The 18,020-nt window shown below is 58.2% G+C and carries 17 protein-coding genes and 1 pseudogene; 3 read left to right on the top strand and 15 right to left on the bottom strand.

The window, feature by feature from the left end:
* Nucleotides 1-172 precede the first annotated feature (172 nt).
* The 4 genes from rlmM to BFR47_RS11935 are packed head-to-tail and all read right to left on the bottom strand — an operon-like array spanning nucleotide 173 to nucleotide 3,159.
* On the bottom strand, nucleotides 173-1,264 hold the full coding sequence (gene rlmM, locus BFR47_RS11920) for a 23S rRNA (cytidine(2498)-2'-O)-methyltransferase RlmM (protein ID WP_071473271.1): 1,092 nt from the start codon (nucleotides 1,262-1,264) through the stop codon (nucleotides 173-175).
* Nucleotides 1,264-1,647 carry a DUF423 domain-containing protein gene (locus BFR47_RS11925; protein ID WP_071473272.1) on the bottom strand — a complete coding sequence of 128 codons (384 nt, stop codon included), beginning with the start codon at nucleotides 1,645-1,647 and terminating at the stop codon, nucleotides 1,264-1,266. The genes rlmM and BFR47_RS11925 overlap by 1 nt, the downstream gene beginning before the upstream one ends.
* A complete protein-coding gene (locus BFR47_RS11930) occupies nucleotides 1,637-2,251 on the bottom strand; it encodes an alpha/beta fold hydrolase (RefSeq protein WP_071473273.1) in 615 nt (204 codons plus the stop codon). The genes BFR47_RS11925 and BFR47_RS11930 overlap by 11 nt, the downstream gene beginning before the upstream one ends.
* Entirely contained in the window at nucleotides 2,248-3,159 is a 912-nt protein-coding gene (locus BFR47_RS11935; protein ID WP_071473274.1) for a transcriptional regulator GcvA, read from the bottom strand. Before BFR47_RS11935 ends, BFR47_RS11930 begins: the two co-directional genes overlap by 4 nt.
* Before the next feature lie 195 nt (nucleotides 3,160-3,354).
* On the opposite strand from BFR47_RS11935, the gene BFR47_RS11940 reads away from it, so the two are divergent.
* Nucleotides 3,355-3,975: a DUF2726 domain-containing protein gene (locus BFR47_RS11940; RefSeq protein ID WP_071473275.1), complete on the top strand. Its 621-nt coding sequence runs from the start codon at nucleotides 3,355-3,357 to the stop codon at nucleotides 3,973-3,975.
* Between the two features lie 6 nt (nucleotides 3,976-3,981).
* Here the strand turns inward: BFR47_RS11940 and BFR47_RS11945 are convergent, their stop codons facing one another.
* The 5 genes from BFR47_RS11945 to BFR47_RS11965 all read right to left on the bottom strand — a co-directional run bounded on the left by BFR47_RS11945 (nucleotide 3,982) and on the right by BFR47_RS11965 (nucleotide 10,226).
* Nucleotides 3,982-4,716, bottom strand: coding sequence for a 3'-5' exonuclease (locus BFR47_RS11945; RefSeq protein WP_071473276.1), 735 nt, complete (start codon nucleotides 4,714-4,716; stop codon nucleotides 3,982-3,984).
* 9 nt (nucleotides 4,717-4,725) lie between these two features.
* Nucleotides 4,726-6,471: a DUF294 nucleotidyltransferase-like domain-containing protein gene (locus BFR47_RS11950; RefSeq protein WP_245748913.1), complete on the bottom strand. Its 1,746-nt coding sequence runs from the start codon at nucleotides 6,469-6,471 to the stop codon at nucleotides 4,726-4,728.
* 207 nt (nucleotides 6,472-6,678) lie between these two features.
* Nucleotides 6,679-8,316 (bottom strand): BCCT family transporter, encoded by a 1,638-nt coding sequence (locus BFR47_RS11955; protein ID WP_071473277.1) that lies wholly within the window; start codon nucleotides 8,314-8,316, stop codon nucleotides 6,679-6,681.
* Between the two features lie 404 nt (nucleotides 8,317-8,720).
* Nucleotides 8,721-9,578, bottom strand: coding sequence for a glutathione-dependent disulfide-bond oxidoreductase (gene yghU / locus BFR47_RS11960; RefSeq protein WP_071473278.1), 858 nt, complete (start codon nucleotides 9,576-9,578; stop codon nucleotides 8,721-8,723).
* 99 nt (nucleotides 9,579-9,677) lie between these two features.
* Nucleotides 9,678-10,226: a carboxymuconolactone decarboxylase family protein gene (locus BFR47_RS11965; protein ID WP_071473279.1), complete on the bottom strand. Its 549-nt coding sequence runs from the start codon at nucleotides 10,224-10,226 to the stop codon at nucleotides 9,678-9,680.
* Between the two features lie 167 nt (nucleotides 10,227-10,393).
* Here BFR47_RS11965 and BFR47_RS11970 point away from each other — a divergent pair, with 167 nt between their 5' ends.
* Nucleotides 10,394-11,014 (top strand): TetR/AcrR family transcriptional regulator, encoded by a 621-nt coding sequence (locus BFR47_RS11970; RefSeq protein WP_071473280.1) that lies wholly within the window; start codon nucleotides 10,394-10,396, stop codon nucleotides 11,012-11,014.
* Between the two features lie 136 nt (nucleotides 11,015-11,150).
* Here the strand turns inward: BFR47_RS11970 and BFR47_RS11975 are convergent, their stop codons facing one another.
* From BFR47_RS11975 to BFR47_RS12000, 6 genes and pseudogenes are all read right to left on the bottom strand, one after another.
* Entirely contained in the window at nucleotides 11,151-11,492 is a 342-nt protein-coding gene (locus BFR47_RS11975; protein ID WP_071473281.1) for a putative quinol monooxygenase, read from the bottom strand.
* Nucleotides 11,493-11,562: 70 nt separating this feature from the next.
* Nucleotides 11,563-12,645, bottom strand: coding sequence for an alkene reductase (locus BFR47_RS11980; protein WP_071473282.1), 1,083 nt, complete (start codon nucleotides 12,643-12,645; stop codon nucleotides 11,563-11,565).
* Nucleotides 12,646-12,784: 139 nt separating this feature from the next.
* Nucleotides 12,785-13,759, bottom strand: a complete 975-nt coding sequence (locus tag BFR47_RS11985) for an alcohol dehydrogenase catalytic domain-containing protein (protein ID WP_139215170.1) — start codon at nucleotides 13,757-13,759, stop codon at nucleotides 12,785-12,787.
* 5 nt (nucleotides 13,760-13,764) lie between these two features.
* Nucleotides 13,765-14,567: pseudogene (dkgB, locus tag BFR47_RS11990) on the bottom strand (2,5-didehydrogluconate reductase DkgB).
* Between the two features lie 31 nt (nucleotides 14,568-14,598).
* The gene (locus BFR47_RS11995; RefSeq protein ID WP_071473283.1) at nucleotides 14,599-15,516 is read right to left on the bottom strand and encodes a TIGR03571 family LLM class oxidoreductase; all 918 of its coding nucleotides are present in this window, start codon (nucleotides 15,514-15,516) and stop codon (nucleotides 14,599-14,601) included.
* Nucleotides 15,517-15,567: 51 nt separating this feature from the next.
* Entirely contained in the window at nucleotides 15,568-16,743 is a 1,176-nt protein-coding gene (locus BFR47_RS12000) for an MFS transporter (protein WP_071473284.1), read from the bottom strand.
* A gap of 92 nt (nucleotides 16,744-16,835) precedes the next feature.
* On the opposite strand from BFR47_RS12000, the gene BFR47_RS12005 reads away from it, so the two are divergent.
* Complete coding sequence (locus tag BFR47_RS12005; RefSeq protein ID WP_071473285.1) at nucleotides 16,836-17,726, top strand: LysR family transcriptional regulator; 891 nt, start codon at nucleotides 16,836-16,838, stop codon at nucleotides 17,724-17,726.
* Nucleotides 17,727-18,020 lie beyond the last annotated feature (294 nt).

Below are 18,020 nucleotides of genomic sequence, written 5' to 3' on the forward strand. Positions count from 1 at the left end.
CATGAAAGAGTCAACAGAGAGGACAAAGGGCTTGCTATGACAATCGAATAGAACGGTTGTTTGATGAGACAGGTATTACTCTACTTTTAAACCAGCGGTAACGAAGAAAGGGCCCGAAGGCCCTTTCTTTACTCGTTCACGTCACGAGTCCTGGTTGACCAGGCAGACCGGTTTATTCCTTGGGTTGCAGCTTGGCGACCTTGCGTGGCTGGTAAACGTGCACGGTAATTTCTTCCCTATCATGATACAGCTGCTTGGCCTGCACATGAAAACCGCCCAGCTCTGCCAGCTTGTCCTTGAGCTGCTGCAGGTTATACACCGCCTCGCCATAGCGTTTCTTCATCGGCAGCTTCAGGTTGAACATCGCTTCCTGGCAGTCTTCGTTCACCAGCCAGTCGGCCATGGTCGCCACCACCCGCGCCGGCTTCTCGACCATGTCGCACACCAGCCAGTAGGTATTCTTGCGGGCCGGGCGCCAGGTGAAACCATCTTCCCGATAATGTTTGACCTGGCCGGTGTCCATCAGACTCGGGCTCATGGGGCCGTTATCGATGGCCGTCACCATCATGCCGCGGGACACCAGCTGATAGGTCCAGCCGCCGGGTGCAGCACCCAGATCCACCGCCTTCAGGCCCGAGGTCAGGCGGGTTTCCCACTCTTCCCGGGGAATAAACACATGAAACGCTTCTTCCAGCTTGAGGCTGGAGCGGCTGGGTGCATCGGCCGGAAAGCGCAACCGGGGGATCCCCATGTGGAAGGGCGAATTATTGAAGGAATAGGAATAACCCAGAATGACGTGATTATTCGCCATAAAAAACAAGTGCAGCACGGGACGGTGCCGGGTTTCATGACGGGTCAGCAATCCCTTGCCGCGCAACGCCTGGCGCATCGGCACGGTAAACTTGCGGCAGAAACGGGACAGCTCTTTGCCGTCGTTGGTATCCGGGGTTTCGACCCGAATATCACCACACAGCTCCATGCCTTCGGCCGCCTCCAGCAAGGGGCTGATACGATCATCCAGCGGCAAATCATCCAGCTCGGCCCAGACCACCAGCATCTGGCGGGCGAAAATCAGCTCGCGGAACAGCAGCTTGCGTGCCAGCAAATCGGCATCGTCCGGCTGGAAGCACTCGTATATCACAAAGCCACTGTCGTCCTTGGCTCGAGCAAACCCCGGGCAACCGAACTGCCCTGCCCTGTCCTGAATTTCCGCTGCCGCCTCTTTCTCGAATCCGGGACGACAATATATCAATAACTGTTTCATCAAGACCTCAACCAGGTACGACCGGCCAGCAATACGCTTAACCAGCCCACCATAAAACACACTCCCCCCAGGGGAGTTAACCAACCAATACCCTTGGTGCCAAATAGCACCAAAGCATAAATACTGCCACAGAACAACAGGGTGCCCAGCGCAAAAAACGCCGCCGCCACATGCAGCGACCTGACCGGCCTGAAACGCCAGGCCAACACCACCAGCAACAAGGCCAGGGCGTGATAAAACTGATATTGCACCCCGGTGTTGAAAGCTGTCACCAGGGATGCAGACAATCCTCTGGCGGCCAGACCATGGGCACCGTAAGCCCCCAGCGCCGTGGCACTCAGCCCCAGCAGGGCCGCCAGATAGAACCAGAGATTAACGAGCAAGAATGAATCTCCTCATGCCGGTCACTATCGCCGCCAGATTACGCTCCAGCGTGGTGCCCGACGCCTTGCGCGGGCAGAAGCCGTGATCGCCGTCTTTCACCCACAAGGTGTTCACGCCCGGAGCCAGATCATAGCCGGCCACCGCCTCCCGGTTACCGAAGTTGTCCCGCTCGCCCTGCACCAGCAAGGTTGGCGTGGCGATAGTGGCCAGATGCTGACCACGAAACCGCTCCGGCTTGCCCGGCGGCGTAAAGGGGAACCCCAGCAGAATGAGACCGGCCGGTGTCAGCTCATCGGCCACCAGTGACGCCATGCGCCCGCCCATCGACTTACCCGCCAGAAACAGCCGCGGGTGGGCAAACTCGGCCACCATGGCCCGCCAGCAGTCCAGCAGTGCCGGCTCCCGATCCGGTGGTCGCTTGCGCCCGTCGGCCCGGGTTTTCTGCATATAGGGAAACTCGAACCGGACAACCTGGATTTGTTCATCGGCCAGCTCCGAGGCCAGAGTATTCATCACCGCATGTTCCATACCGGCCCCGGCTCCGTGGGCCAGCAGCACCCGATTTGGAGCGTTATCGGCTCCGTTTATCAACACATGACTCATCCGTTCAGCGCCTTCTGCTTCTCTTCTGTGATCACCAGCGCCAGCATCCACTCCCTGAAGGCCGCAATCTTGCCCAGGGCCGCCTGGGATTCATGACACACCAGATAGTAGGCATTCTTGGACATCAGCACCTGCTCGAAAGGACACACCAGCCGGCCCGCATCGATCTCCGGCTGGGTCAGAACACTGTGCCCCAGGGCCACACCCTGACCGTGAATCGCCGCCTGGATCACCATGGAAGAGTGACTGAAGATGGGCCCTTGATTGACATTGGCCGCCTGAATATCGAGCTGCTTGAACCAGGCTTTCCAGTCCCGCCGCGAGGTATCGTGCAGTAGCGTATGCCGGGTCAGATCTTCCGGCGTTTTCAACGGCTTGACGCCCATCAGCAGCATCGGCGAGCACACCGGGATCAGATACTCCGCATGCAGCTTGTCGGCCCGCAGACCCGGCCAGTTACCCCGACCATAATAGATAGCCACGTCCACATCGTCGGTGAGCGAACCTTCATCCAGATCCACCGCCTTGATACGCACATCGATATCCGGGTGCACTTCGCTGAAACGCACCAACCGAGGCACCAGCCACTGAATGGCAAAGCTCGGCTGCAGGCTCACCGTCAATGCGCCCTTGGCACTGCGCGCCAGCAGCCGCTCGGTCGCATCGGAAATGGCAGAAAAGATATCTTTTATTTCGAGAAAATAGCTCTGCCCTTCTTCGCTCAACAGCAGAGAACGGTTGCGTCGCCGAAACAGCTTGATGCCCAGGTATTCCTCCAACCCTTTGATTTGATGGCTGATCGCCGCCTGGGTAACGAACAGTTCTTCCGCCGCCCGGGTAAAGCTCAAGTTACGGGCGGCGGCTTCAAATGCCTTGAGGGCATTGAGCGGGGGGAGTCGCCGGGACATCGATACCTCGATAAGGTTTTCTAATGGCGGGGATTATAGGTGTCCGGCGAACGACAAGCCAGTGTCGCCACCATAAAGCCGGACAATTGTTACCCAACCGGGCCCACCACCGCATATCGCCAGGCCCATGTTCATTTTATGCCATCGCCTCTGCTACACTGTTCGCCGCTTTCTTTTCTCTCATTCAGGCCACCCATGACTGACTTGCTCCCTGTTTCCCTGCTCGACTGGCTGATGTTCAGCCTGGTGCTGTTGCTGGTTTTGCTGGTTCTGTTCGGCCTGCTGCGCCGGCTGTGGCGGGGAAGCCCCAAACAGCCCTATCAGCAGAAGCTGCTGTTCAGCCCCGAGTCCGCCGCCGCCCTGCGGTTACTGGACGAAGCCATGGGAACGCAACTGCGGGTCTTTGCCGCCGTCAGCATGAGCGAACTGCTGGAACTGAACCCCAAGCTGAAAAAGGCCCACCGCGAGCAGGCCTGGCACGATATCTACGGCGAAAAAATGGATTTTGTACTCTGCTCGCCCAAGGATCTCAAGGCCAGAGTCGTGGTCGCCCTGATCGACGACAGCCTGAGCAAAAGCGATGGCCGCCGACGTCAGCAGCTGCTGCAACACATTCAGGATACCGGCCTGCCGGTGGTCCACCTGTCACCCAAAGACGGGCTCTCTGCCGCCGACTTGCGTGCCGAGATCCTCGACACCCTCAAGCAGCCTCGCGCCATCACCGCCCCGACCGGGCAAGGCCGCGTAGAGCCGGTACTCAGCCTGCCGGGCGAAGAAGCGCCCGATGATCACGACGAACCGCGCTTTCGGCTCTAATCCCCATCACACCCACAGGTCGCCGATCGGTGTATCCGGGCTGAAATGATGGGCGATCTGCGCCTGCAACAGTTCGGCGGTGGCCAGGGCATCGGTCTGGGCATGATGTGGATGATAAAACGGCAGATGATAACGGCTGCGGCTGTCGGCCAACCGAATCGAGACCGGCTTCCTGCCCCGTAACCGGGCCCACAGCCCCAGCGGCTTGTGACGGTGCAGGCGGGCCTCCAGCTCCATGGTGTCCACCACCGGAAACACGATGCCTTCGTTCAGCCGCGCCTTCAGCGCCCGGTCCAGAAAGCCGCGTTCGATGGTTCTGTGATGTACGACCACGACTCGCCCGGCCAGAGCGGCGAGTAGATCGTCCAGCACCAGCAGCAAGTCCGGTGCCGACTTCACCTCCGAATGGGTAATACCATGGATCACCACCGACTCCTCCGCCATCGGCTTATGGGGATTCAGGATCCAGTGTCTGGACTCCCGGCAGCGGATACGCTGCAGATCGAAGGGCACCAGCCCGATGCTGACAATGGCGTCTTTCTTCAGGTTGAGCCCGGTCGTCTCGAAGTCCATGGCCACAAAAGGCACCTCGGACAGCGGCGTGTCGGCATTGACGGCACCGGCACGATAAAACCGCTCCAGCCGATAATCCCGGGCATGACGCGCCAGCTCGCCGAACAGCGACGGCCATTTGGGTACCTCGGTGTCCTTGCGGATATCATCGGGTCTTAAATAAAACATGATGCTTCCTTATCCCCGGTTCGGCTGATAGCGAAACTTCAGAAACTTCTGGGCATTGCTGAGGATCTGAAAGGCATCCTTCAGGTTGCGACGCTCGAAATCCGACAGATTCTCTGGCTCGATATTGTTGTCCGGCTCGGTCCCCGCCTCGACATCGAACGCCTGATGCCGAATACGCACCGTGGCGATAAATTCCATGGCATCGCGCAAGTCCGGCCCCCGCCCCTTGGGCAGGATGCCCGACTCGATGACGTCGTTCAGCCGATCGAAGGAATTGTGTGCCTTGGAGCCTACCGCCAGCGCATGCACCCGGATCAGATCCGCCAGTGGCGCCGTGCCCCGCCGCTTGAGATTGATGGAGTTGTTGTGCTTGCCATCCTGCTCCATCACGAACTCCTTGAAAAAACCGAGCGGCGGCGTACGCCCCAGGGCGTTGCGTGCCATGCTGGCCAGAAAGCGCGGGCTGCGCTTGGCCCGGCGCGAGATCAGGGCATTCAATTGCTCGGCCCACTCGGTTTTGCCATAAACCCCGTCCAGATCGAAGAATATCGAACTGTTAAGCAACGTCTGGGGGCTGGGGTTATCAATCCAGTCGCTGAAACACTGCTCCCACTGGCGACGAGTTTTCTGCCATTCCACATTGGTCGCCATGATCCCCCCGGTGCAATAGCTGTAGCCACAGGCAGCCAGACCGTCACACACCTGTTTGGCCAGGGCAGCAAAATAAGGGCCGTGCAAGGCGGCGTCGTAGCTATTATCGAGAATAATGGCGTTATCCTGATCGGTCACAATCAGCTGCTCATCCCGCGCCATCGAGCCCAACGCCAAAAAGCAGTAAGGCACCGGCGGCGGCCCCAGATCGGCTTCAGCCAGCTCCAGCAGTCGCTGCTTGAAGCTGCGACCGATACCGGCCATGGCGCTGCCAATCATCTGCGAGTTGGCGTCTTCATTCACCATGCGCACGAAGCAGGCTTTCACATCATCGGCAATGGCCGCCAGCTCGCCGGCGTTTTGCGCCCGAAAAATATGCCGCACCACAAAGAGGCTGCTGCGCGACTCGTGGCGCATCACATCCGACAGCGCAATCACACCCACCGGCTTGCCCTTGTGCAAAATGGGCAGATGGTGCAGGTTATAGCGCAGCATGAGCAACATGGCTTCAAACACGAACTGGCCGCTTTCCAGCGCCACCAGCTCCGCCGACATCACCTCCTCCACCCGGGTCTGGGCCGACAGGCCCGCCGCCAGCACCCGGGTGCGCAAATCCCGATCGGTCAGAATGCCGACCACCAGCTCTTCATCGCTCCGGGGACTGGGGTGCAACACCAGAATCGAAGACACCCCTTCTTCGGTCATCTTCTGCGCCGCCTCGAATACCGATGCCGACAGCGGTATGGTTACCGGCTCACGGGAAATCAGCTCCCGTACCGTAGAGGTCAGCAACTCATCCCCCCCGGCCTGTCGGGAAACCGCCTGCCGCAGCCGGGTTCTGTCTTCCACTTCCACGAAGTCGGCAAAGGTTTCGAAACCATCACACAGCTCGTTGAACAGGGCCTCGGGCAGGCAGTAGACCAGGGTGTCTTCCAGTGCCGTGGCCGACATCCGCACCCGGTTGTTCATCAACAGTCCCATCTGACCGAACAGGCTGCCTTCGCTCAGCCGGTTATGCAGCTCGCCGCTGCGGCGATGCATCTCGACCGCTCCGCTGCGGATCAAATACAAATCATGCACCCGCCCCCCGTAATTCAGGATCACGGTACCGGCCCGGTAATAGGCAATTTCTATCTGCCGGCGATATGCTCGAGGGTCTCCTCCTCCAGCGTATCGAAGGGGGGAAAGCGGCGAATAAACCCCAGAATCTCAAGTTGCTCTGCTTCCATAACCTGACTCACTCAACGCAAAAAACGAAAAAGGCAGACGGGATATCCCCGTCTGCCTTTATAACATGGGTTAACTCCGGGCTCAGCTTGCCCTCGGCTCCGACGCCAGTCCCTTGAGCAGGGACACACAGGATACCAGCAACACTATGGTGAAGGGGAAGCCGGTCGATACGGCCATTGCCTGCAGCGCAGTAAGGCCGCCACCCAGTATCAGCGCAATGGCTACCAGTCCCTCAAAGGTACACCAGAACACCCGTTGGGGCTTGGGCGAATTGACCTTGCCGCCCGAAGCGATGGTGTCGATAACCAGCGAGCCGGAGTCGGACGAGGTCACGAAGAACACCACCACCAGAATGATGCCGATAAAGGAGGTGATCTGCGCCAGCGGCAGTGCATCCAGCATGGTGAACAGCTGCAGCGGCACCGCAGCCTCGGCCACCGCCTGATAACCGTCGTTCACCAGCTGGCTGATGGCGGTGCTACCAAAGGCGGTCATCCACAACACACAGGCCGTAGAAGGCACCAGCAGTACCGACACCAGGAATTCGCGTACGGTACGGCCACGAGATACCCGGGCGATAAACATGCCGACGAAGGGTGACCAGGAAATCCACCAGGCCCAGTAGAAGGCGGTCCAACCCTGGGAGTAGTTGGCGTCTTCACGCTCGAACGGCATCGACAGCGCCGGCAGATGTTCCAGATAAGAGACAAGGTTGGTGAAGAAGCCACTCAGAATCAGCAGGGTCGGCCCAACGAAAATCACGAACAGCAGCAGCAAGGCGGCCAACGCCATGTTGATCTCGGACAGCCGTTTTACCCCGGCATCCAGTCCGGCCAGTACCGACACCAGAGCAATGGCGGTAATAATGATGACCAGCACGATTTCGGTGGTGACGCCCTGCGGCAGACCAAACAGATAGTTCAGGCCGGCGCTGGCCTGAGCGGCACCAAGCCCCAGTGAAGTGGCCAGACCGAACAGGGTCGCCACCACTGCCAGAATATCGATAAGGTGGCCCGGCCAGCCCCAGACCCGCTCGCCCAGCAGCGGATAGAACACCGAGCGCACCGTCAGCGGCAGGCCCTTGTTAAAGGAGAATATCGCCAGCCCCAGTGCCAGTACCGCATAAATCGCCCAGGGATGCAGCGCCCAGTGATAAATGGTGGCGGCCATACCCAGGCTTATGGCGGCATCCGGATCACCCAGCGCCGCGCCCAGCGGTGCCCAGTCGGTGCGGACACCGTTTTCGACGCTGGTACCACCAAGGGAGCTGCCAAAGTGAGACAAGGGCTCGGACACACCATAGAACATCAAACCGATGCCCATGCCGGCGGCAAACAGCATGGAGAACCAGCCGATATAGGTAAAATCGGGGGTGGCTTCGGTGCCGCCGATACGCACCTTGCCGAGAGGAGACACAATCAACCCAAGACACACCAGCACGAAAATATTACCGGCGCCGAGAAAAAACCAGTCCAGGTTGGAGGTCAGCCAGCTACGCAGGTCACCGAACAACGGCCCGACCTGATTCTGAAACGCCAGCGTCAGGAACACGAAAGCGACGATGGCCAGGCCGGAGATCATGAATACCCGGTTATGGATATCCAGCCCGAAAGGACCAATCTGCAAGGCGATGTTGTCCTGCCCCACCTGATAGTCGGTGTTGATGGGATTCACCTTGCCTTGCGGGGCGATCACATCATGATTGTCTTTGTCTGTCATTGCTCAGATCCCTTGCACCCTAATTCATTAGAGTCGTAATGAAACACCCGGTAAAGGTAACACAAAAAACCCGATAAATTCTTGAACACGGGGTTAACTGGCTACTTTACAATCATTATGGAGCGAAATATAACTTCAACGAGCCCATTCTCTTGCCGACTCGATATTGTCAAACGAGCCCTTTATATAACATATGGTTACTTCAGGATAGCGGAGAAAACAGGATCAGATTGGGTCGGCACTGGGAATTGAGCAAGATTTACCGGGGCGGGTGTCGTCATCTCCGGTACACGGCATTCTGCCGTGACCGGCAACAGACAGGATGCCAGGCGCATAAACCGGATATCTGCATGGTTTGTCGCCTGGCTTTTGCCGTTTTTACCTGTTTATTTTCGGTCGGTTGTTCAGCGTGCTTGCGCCAGAATATTGTCGATATCCGCTGCCGAATGACGCTCTGCCAGCATTTCCCCGGGCTCTCCCCAGGTGCGATTGACAATGCGACCCCGTTGCACTGCCGGGCGCTTCGCTATCTCCCGGGCCCAGCGCAGCACGTGCTTGTAGCTGGCGGCGTCAATAAACTCGGCGGCGTCATAGGCCTTGCCCAGTACCAGGTTGCCATACCAGGGCCAGATGGCGATGTCGGCAATGCTGTATTCGTCACCGGCAATGAAAGGCGTCAGCGCCAGTTGTTTATCCAGCACATCCAGCTGACGTTTGGCTTCCATGGTGAAACGGTTAATCGCGTATTCGATCTTTTCGGGCGCATAGGCATAGAAATGGCCAAAACCGCCCCCCAGATAGGGCGCGGAGCCCTGTAGCCAGAACAGCCAGTTGAGCACCTCGGTACGTTCCGTCACATCACGAGGCAAAAAATGACCAAATTTTTCGGCCAGATAAAGCAGGATGGCACCGGACTCGAACACCCGGAGCGGATGTTCGCCCGAATGGTCGACCAGCACCGGAATTTTGGAATTGGGGTTTGCCTCGACGAAGCCGCTGGAAAACTGATCCCCCTCGCCTATGGCGATCAAATGCGCATCGTACTCCGCAGCCTGCATTCCCCGGGCCAGCAGCTCCTCCAGCAATATGGTTACCTTCTGGCCATTGGGTGTGCCCATGGAATAAAGCTGAAGCGGGTGTTCACCCACCGGCAAGGTAGCCTGATGAGTGGCCCCGGCAACGGGTCTGTTGATCCTGGACCAGGTTCCACCATCTTCACCGGGGGCCACCCACACTTTGGGTACTCGGTATTCGCTGCTCATACTTGCTCCTGTTAATCGTCAAACTCTCGTTAGTTTCGCGTTGGCACCAAGGCTCAAGAATAAAGCATGATGCGGCCAAACGAGGAAACCGCAGTATTGTTATTTTTCCCAGGCAAATTTCTGGAAGACGTTATCCACCGGCGTTTGCGCCAGATGATTCACATAGTTGCTGATCACCTTTTGCGAGATACCCAGAATGATTTCCAGCAGTTGACGCTGCTCGTAGCCTGCCGCAAAAAAGGCGTTCACTTCGGCCTCGCTCAGGTGACCGCGATTGCGGACCAGAGCAAGCGTTGTATCGTGCAGTACCTGCAGTTTTTCGCTCGGCATGGGTGCCCGGGTGCGCAATGCTTCGGTCAAATCCGGATCAACCTTCATCGAGTGGGCAATGCCGGTATGCGCGGGCACGCAATAGTGGCACTCGTGCTCTACGTTGATGGTTTGCCAGACCACGGTCAGCTCTGCTTCGTTGAAGGATGAATCCATAAACAGCTGGTGCAAGTCCTGATAGGCTTCGAGCACTCCGGGTGCCTGAGCAAGGACCCCATGCAGGTTGGGGATCATGCCAAATGCCTTGAGTGACTTATCCAGCAACGGCTTGCTGTCGGTGGGGGCAGAGTCCAGATCATGAATAGTGAAAGAAGTCATAATATCTCCAGATTAAACAGTTGCTGATTTGTTTGCGGATTAAGAGCCTTCCGCGCAAGTGACCAAAACATGATGAACGATCGTTCAAGTCAGGAACAGCATAGCTGGATATGAACGACCGTTCAAGATATAATTGAACAATTGTTCAAGATCTATTCGAGGATTCCATGGCCAAAACCGCCAGGTATGAACGGCAGGAAATAGTCCAAAGGGCCACCCATCTCTTCTGGAGCAAGGGCTTTCATGCGACCTCCATGCGCAATCTGCAGGACTTTATCGATATGCGCCCGGGCAGTATCTACGCCAGCTTTGGCAGCAAGGAAGGTCTCTTCCGTGAAACCTTGCGCTGCTATGCGGATGCGAGTCTGGCCCGTTTGTCTGCCTGCGCAGAGGCCGCACCTTCCCCCTTGGCGGCATTGAGACATTTCGTGCAACTCGTTGTGGTTGATGATCAGGAGTCGGCACCCAGTGACCTCTGCATGCTGGTAAAAACCATAGCGGAATTGACCGAAGACAATGCCGAGCTGATAGCCGACGCCAGGCTGCTGTTAAAAGAAATAGAAAATGCCTTCATGCAGTTACTGGTGCAGGCACAAAACGACGGCGAGCTTGATGCCGGCAGAGATCCACGGCGGCTGGCCCGCTTTTTACAGATGCAACTGATGGGCCTGCGTACCTATGCACGAGCCAACGACAACGACGATGCCATCCATGAAATGATTGATGAGCTGTTCTTCTGCCTGCAGCAACCCGCAGAAGAGAAGGAAAGTCCCCGACAGAAAAGGTAACGCGACGACTGATGCTGGTGCACCTTCTCCGGCTCATCCCCGCAGGTGTGGAGAACACGTCATGCGGTATAACTGTCTGCCAAGAGACTCACCAGCTTAATTCATTGATTTACCGGCACATATCCCCCTTCCCTCATCAAGAGACCATGGTGTGCTCTTTGCCAGATAAAGGGCCGGCGTTCAACACTTTAATGCTGACCTCTTCCACCAGGGAGCTGACCGCCTCCTGATAGCTTTTCATGTGCGCGGTGGCCAGGTGCGCCTCCAGGTGCGCCACCGACGCCCATTGCTCCAGCACGATAAGGGTGTCTTTAGCGGGTATTTCCTGAATCGAAATATCGGTCGCAATGCTCTCGACGGGATCATATTGGTAGCATCCTTCTTCATCCAGCACCGCAGGTCGAATGCGCAGCAGCTCATTCAGCACCTTTTCCCGTTGCCCCGCCTTTGCATTAATGGTGGCCATGACATAAATCATGTTATTTGTCTCCTTGGCATAATCACCTTGTGCACCATGACAAACGGGAGCCGACGCTCCCGCGTTGTTATCAGGCTTCCGTCAGCGCTGCCAGGGTGGGGTAATCGTTATAACCCTCCACTCCCTGGCTGTAAAAGGTGGTCGGATCGGGCTCATTCAGCTCGGCACCGGCCTTAAGGCGCTCCACCAGATCCGGGTTGGCAATAAAAGGTACCCCAAAGGCAATGCCCTGTGCCTGACCGGACTGCACAGCAGCATTGGCTTCTTCACGGTCATAGCCCATGTTCAGGATCAGGTTGCCCCGATAGTGTTCGCGGGCGGGGGTGACCACATCGCCCTGCTGCAGCCCCAGCACGTCGCCGCGCATCAGGTGCAGATAGGCCAGGTTGTAGTCATTCAGCCGCTGCGCCATCCAGGTGATCAAACCGACCGGATCGCTGTCTTTCATGCTGTTGAAGCTGTTCAGCGGCGACAGGCGCACGCCCACCCGATCACTGCCCCAGACACCCACCACGGCATCCAGCACTTCCAGCAGCAGGCGAGCACGATTTTCTATCGGACCGCCATAAGGACCGGTGCGCTGATTGCCACCGTCACGCAGGAACTGATCCAGCAGGTAACCATTGGCACCGTGCACTTCCACGCCATCAAAACCGGCGCGTTTGGCATTTTCGGCGGCGATTTTAAAACCTTCAACAATGGCCGGAATCTCGTCATCGCGCAGTTCACGGGGCACCGTGTAGGCCTTTTTCCCTTCCGGGGTATGCACTTCATCATTGGTAATGGCCACCGCACTGGGCGCCACCGGCACACGGCCGTTGTTCAACAGCGGGTGACAGGCACGACCACCGTGCCAGATTTGCAGGAAAATCTTGCCGCCGCCGGCATGCACGGCATCGGTGACCTTTTTCCAGCCGGCCACCTGGGCGTCAGAATAGATACCCGGCTCACGCCTGAACGCCGAATTGCCTTCCATCGCCATGGTCGCTTCGGCAATCAGCAGACCGGCGGACGCGCGTTGGGCATAATGCTCAACGATAAGATCGGTAGGAACATGGTCGGCATCGGCGCGAATACGTGTCAGCGGGGCCATCAGCACCCGGTTATTCAATTCAACGGCGCCGAGCCGAATCGGCGTAAAGAGATCTGTCATTGGAATCCTCGCTATCGTTGCAGGCAGAGCCTGACTGGTCATGGACACGGGCGTATTGCGCCAGAACCTGCCTCGACTGTGTAGTCATGTCGGCTTTGGAATCATCATGAGTAAAAGTTGAAACCAAAGCCGATGTCACTTAGCCCAGCTCAATACAGTATTTAAGGGCCTTACGGTTGTTCTTGAACTCCAACAGGGCAGCATCAAGGCGCTCAAAGGATTCAACCAGCATGTCGGGGCCTTTCAGGCTGCCCTGATACTGCTGATGCACCAGTCGCTCACCCTCACGGGCGAAGCGTTGCCATTGGGCGTCGGAGCCTGTGCCATGAAGGGCATTGAGCGCCACTTCGTGCTGTGAAATTGCTGTTGAGAACGGCGGCACCACGGCCTTTTCCAGCCGCCCCATGATACAGATGAGGTGGCCGTTGGCTTCAACATAAGAGGCCAATGTTTCGGCATGGGCCGATCCCACGGTGTCGAATACCGCGAAATAGCGCTCTTCCAGCTGATTGGCCGACGCCACACAACGGTGGGCGCCCAGCTCCATCAGACCGTCATGTCTGGCACCGGAGGCGATGAGGGTGATGCGGAAACCACGAGCCCTGGCCAGCTGGACCAACACCCGCCCAACGGCGCCGGAGGCGCCTGAAATCAGGATCTCCGCATCCAGCTGTGCCGGAATTTTTTCAATGGCCTGCCAGGCCGTCATCACCGGGCAGGGAAAGGCAGCCGCCTCACTCCAGGACATGCGTTCAGGCATGCGAATGACGGTGCGGGCGTCAATGGCGGTATATTCGGCAAAACTGCCGTTCCTGTGCAGGGATTGGTGGTAACACACCGGTACCCCCAGCCAGTGGCGAAGAGATTCATCGCCAACCGCCACGACCACGCCGGCCCCGTCCACGCCGGGAATGTGCCCGTCGGACCACTGCTCCCCCAATGCCGCCTCAACAAACTTCCAGTCGACCGGGTTCAGTCCGATCGCCTTGTTGGCGATCAGAACATCCCCCGGGCCGGGCTCGGGCATGGCCTGAGTGGCAAGGGAGATGGCACGTTCGGATTTGGCCCAGACCCAGGCCTGCATGCTGCCGGGCAAGGATCCCATCGTGAGCATGTTGTTCAGTCCCATTGCGGTGCAAAGTCAGGGTTGGCAATGCGCTCGCCTTGCTCCAACCGAGCAATCTCGGCCATGTCGTCGGCGCTCAGCTCAAGGCGCAGGGCATTCAAGTTGGTTTCCAGATTCACCCGCTTGGTGGAGGAAGGATGGTGACCAGACCCTGCTGCAGTTGCCAGGCCAGCACCACCTCGGCCACCGACACCTCGTGGCGCTCGGCAATGTGTTGCAGCACGTCGTCCTTCATCACCTTGCCAACGGCCAGGGGCATATAACCGGTCACCTGAATATTTCTGGACTGGCAGTGTTCGATAACACGACGATTTTGCAGGTAAGGATGCACCTCGACCTGATTGGTCAGGATCTTGCCCTCACCCAGAATCTCAATGGCCTGGTTCAGCTGCGCATTGGTAAAGTTGGACACACCGATGAAACGGGTCAGCCCGCGGCGCTGGGCCTCGGCCAGCTGCGGCAGGTAGGTTTCCATCGCCACCTTGCCGCTGACATCCGGCCAGTGGATCAGCAATAGATCAACGGCCTCGACCTGAAGCTTGCGCAGGCTTTCTTCCACGCTGGCGATAAAGGCATCTTCACCCAGATTTTCCAGCCAGACCTTGGTGGTCAGAAAGAGCTCATTCCGTGCAATGCCGCTGTCGGCAATCGCCCGGCCCACTTCGGCTTCATTGCCGTAAATCTGTGCGGTATCGATATGACGGAACCCGGTCTCAAGCGCCATGCTGACCGCGTTGTAGGCATCATCCCCTTCCAGACGAAAGGTTCCCATTCCCAGAGATGGCATCATATTCATTACAGGTAACTCCTGTTATTGCGAGTGAAAGTTATTGCGAGTGAAACAAGGGCAAAACACGTTCGCCGATGTCATGAAAGGTGTCATCCAGCGACCGCTGGTTGCGACGAAAATGCAGACCGATATGATCGACCCCGGCGGATTTCATGGCTTCCAGCTCCTGGATCAGGCCGTTGACGCCGGTGCTGATCCCGAAATGATGGCGCCGTATGGGTGCATTCGGATCTTCCACCAGATCCAGGTGAATAAAGCTGACATAAGGCTTGTTGCCGGCCACCTGACGCCAGAGACCAACCCGCTTGACGTGATCTTGCGGTGTGCCCGGGTACGCCAGCCAGCCCTGCATCTGCTCCCCCACCCAAGCCGGGCTTTGTTGCGCCAGCCCCGCCACCAGCAGGGGCGGCTGCGGCGCCCTGGGCAACACCTCCATGCCGCTTGCCAGCCGGTGATCCTGCTCGCCACGGATCACGTTCACGGCATCACGAAAAAGTTCACCCCGGCCGGGAAAGTCGACCCCGAATACCGGATATTCACTGGGCCGGTCGCCGCTGGCGACCCCCAGCAACAGGCGATCGCCACTCAACGTCTGAACCGTGGCGGCGGCCTTGCGTACCAGCCAGGGCTGGCGCAGTGGCAGCACCACGGCGGCGGTGCCCAGCAGAATATTTTGCGTATGCGAGGCCAGATAACCCAGATAGGTAAAGGTCTCGAACACCTGGGCGGCATCGCCAAAGCTCGGATCGTACAGCGGCACATCGCGTACCCAGGCCGCCCGAAAACCGAGCCGGTCGGCCAGCTGGATCAGCTCGCCATGCCGTTGCATGTCCGGCACGCCAAAGGGGCGGCCATCCTGGCGGCGACGGGCATCCCCCGCGGCGGACCAGTCATTGTCGAGCGGCAATTCCACGCCGATGGAAAAACCACCTTGGGTCAGTTTTTCAATACTCATTGGAAAGTCTCCCGGGCGAAGCCTCGCTTCGCCCTTGTTGCGGTGTCAGCCTCAGGCGATCTGGGCCTGGTTTCGTTTGTCGAGGGAGCCGGACAGTCGGGTCAGTACCAGCGCCAGCAGCACGATCAGGGCACCGATCCAGGCGGTATCCATCAGCGACATGCTCTGGATAATGACACCACCAAGCACAGAGCCCAGGGCGATGCCCACGTTGAACGCCGCTATGTTCAGGCCGGACGCCACGTCCACCGCCTCCGGGGTGTATTTTTCGGCCAGTTGCACCACATACACCTGGAGCCCGGGCACATTACCAAAGGCAAAGGCGCCCCAGACCAGAATGGTCAGCACCGCGGCTACCGGATGAACGGCGGTAAAGGTGAAGGCGAGCAGGATCAACGCCAGTGCCGTGAAGATGATGTACAACGCCTTGATGGGGCCCAGACGATCCGCCATACGGCCACCCCAGATATTACCCACCGCCACCGACACGCCGTAGACCAGCATGATGAGACCAATGGCCCCGGACTCGAAGCCGGACACTTCCTCCAGGATCGGTGCCAGAAAGGTAAAGGCGGTGAAGGTGCCACCATAACCTACCGCGGTCATGGCATAGACCAGCAGTAATCGCGGCTGGGTCAGTACTTTCAGCTGCTGGGAAATGCGCGCCGGCGGCGCCTGCTTGAGGTTTTTCGGTACCAGCAAGGCACTGCCGATCAGGGCAATCAGCCCCAGTGCCGCCACCACCATGAAGGTGGCGCGCCAGCCGAAGCTCTGGCCAATCCAGGTGCCCAGCGGCACCCCAGTCACCAGCGCCACGGTCAGGCCGGTGAACATGATGGCAATGGCACTGGCCTCCTTGTCTTTGCTGACCAGGCTGGTCGCGATGGTCGAGCCAATCGAGAAAAACACCCCGTGGGCCAGACCGGTCAGGATGCGCGCCGCGATCAGCGAGTTGTATCCCGGCGCCATCCACGCCAGCAGGTTGCCAATAACAAACAGCGCCATGATGGTTATCAGCACGTTTTTACGCTGCCAGCGTCCGGTCAACGCCGTCAGTACCGGCGCGCCAATCGCCACGCCGAGGGCATAGAGGCTGACCAGCAGGCCGGCCGATGGCAGGGATACGCCCAGATCCTGGGCAATGGTGGGTACCAGTCCGACAATCACAAATTCGGTGGTACCAATTGCAAATGCGCTGAGGGTCAACGCAAAGAGGGCAATAGGCATAACAATCTCCGCTACAAGTTAAGGTTGCAGCGCAGTATGCCGACTGGTATTTTTTACAGAAACAGCAACAACCACAAAATACCTTTGCAAATATGGCAATAGTTTCCCGTACCGAAGACCTGGAGATCCTGCTGGCTGTTATTGACAGCGGCAGTTTTTCGGCCGCTGCACGCAATCTGGATATTCAGGTGGCCCGAGTATCGCGGGCCGTGAGCCGGCTGGAGCAGGAGCTGGACTGCACCCTGCTGAACCGCACCACGCGCAAACTGGAACTGACCGAGGAAGGCCGCCAGTTCAGCGAGCAGGCGCGAGCAGGCCTCGACCGGCTGGCGGAGGCGGAAGAAAACATCAGGGCATTGCGGGGCATACCGGCGGGGCGGCTGCGGGTGGATGCGGCCACACCCTTTATGTTGCATCAGCTGGTGCCCCTGGTGCCGGGCTTTCGGGAACGTTACCCGCAAATCAAGCTGGAACTGGTCGCCAGTGAAAGCATCATTGACCTGATAGAACGCCGGACCGATCTGGCCATTCGCATCGGTGCCCTGCAGGACTCCAACCTGCACGCCCGCTTTCTGGGGCGCAGCCCGCTGCATATTGTCGCCTCGCCGGACTACCTGGAAAAGCACGGCACGCCGCAAGGGCCGGAAGCACTCGGCCGGCACCAGATCATCGGCTTTGTCGATGCGCCCCACCTCAACCGCTGGCCACTGTCCCCACCGATGACGGTGATCCCCAGTCTTTCCAGCAGCAGCGGCGAAACCATTCGCCAGCTTTGCCTGGACGGTCAGGGCCTGGCGCTGTTATCCGACTTCATGATTTGTGACGATCTGGCCAGTGGCCGGCTGATCAAGGTGCTGGATGAGCGGATAACCACGCCCAACAACCGGGAGCTGGTACACGCGGTTTACTACCGCAACACCACACTTTCCAGCAGGATCACGGCATTTCTCGACTACATTGGTCCACGACTCAGGCTGGGGTGACAACCTGACATGCCAATATGCTAGATGTAGAAACACACTCGGAGTGGGCACAAACTCACGCCGAGCGTTGGCCTAATTAATTATCCGGGATTAGTTGACCACTACACTTCTCACCACTCTTTTATGAAGCCACAGAGTCCGAAAGCGCACAAGAAAAGTTACTTCGCTGGACAAACACTATGACCTCCGGTCAAAACAGCGTCCAGGTCACAAAATGGTCACGAAGGATAATTTGACAGATTGAGGAAGGTTGATTTCACTGACGATAGAAAAGCAAAAAGCCCTTAGCTTTCA

The organism is Oceanisphaera psychrotolerans, assembly GCF_001870485.1.
Lineage (GTDB): Bacteria > Pseudomonadota > Gammaproteobacteria > Enterobacterales > Aeromonadaceae > Oceanimonas > Oceanimonas psychrotolerans.